The organism is Oleiphilus sp. HI0080, assembly GCF_001635135.1.
In genome coordinates, this window is the sequence record NZ_LWFU01001171.1 from 1 (window position 1) to 291 (window position 291).

The window sequence follows — 291 nt, forward strand, 5'->3', positions numbered from 1 at the left end:
GCTAACAAAGCTATACAACCGAAGAAAGTTTGAAGATCTGATCCATGCAGAGGTAAAAGCGGCGAAGCGCGCGGGCAGCATGATGGGCCTTCTATTTATTGATCTGGATGACTTTAAGCATATCAATGACTCGTTGGGCCACTCTTCTGGCGATCGATTATTGATCGAGGTTGCGAAACGATTCCGATCAAGAGTGCGGGATACCGATCACTTATCGCGCCTCGGGGGTGACGAGTTTACTGTTATCGCTCCGCATTTGAAGTGCGCGGAGGATATGGTCCATCTAGCTGA

At 49.1% G+C, this 291-nt stretch carries 1 protein-coding gene; it reads left to right on the forward strand.

Translation table 11 applies throughout. The annotated features are described in order from the left end of the window. Nucleotides 1–291 (forward strand): diguanylate cyclase domain-containing protein (locus A3751_RS20855; RefSeq protein WP_156492700.1); only part of this gene is annotated, 291 nt, incomplete at both ends.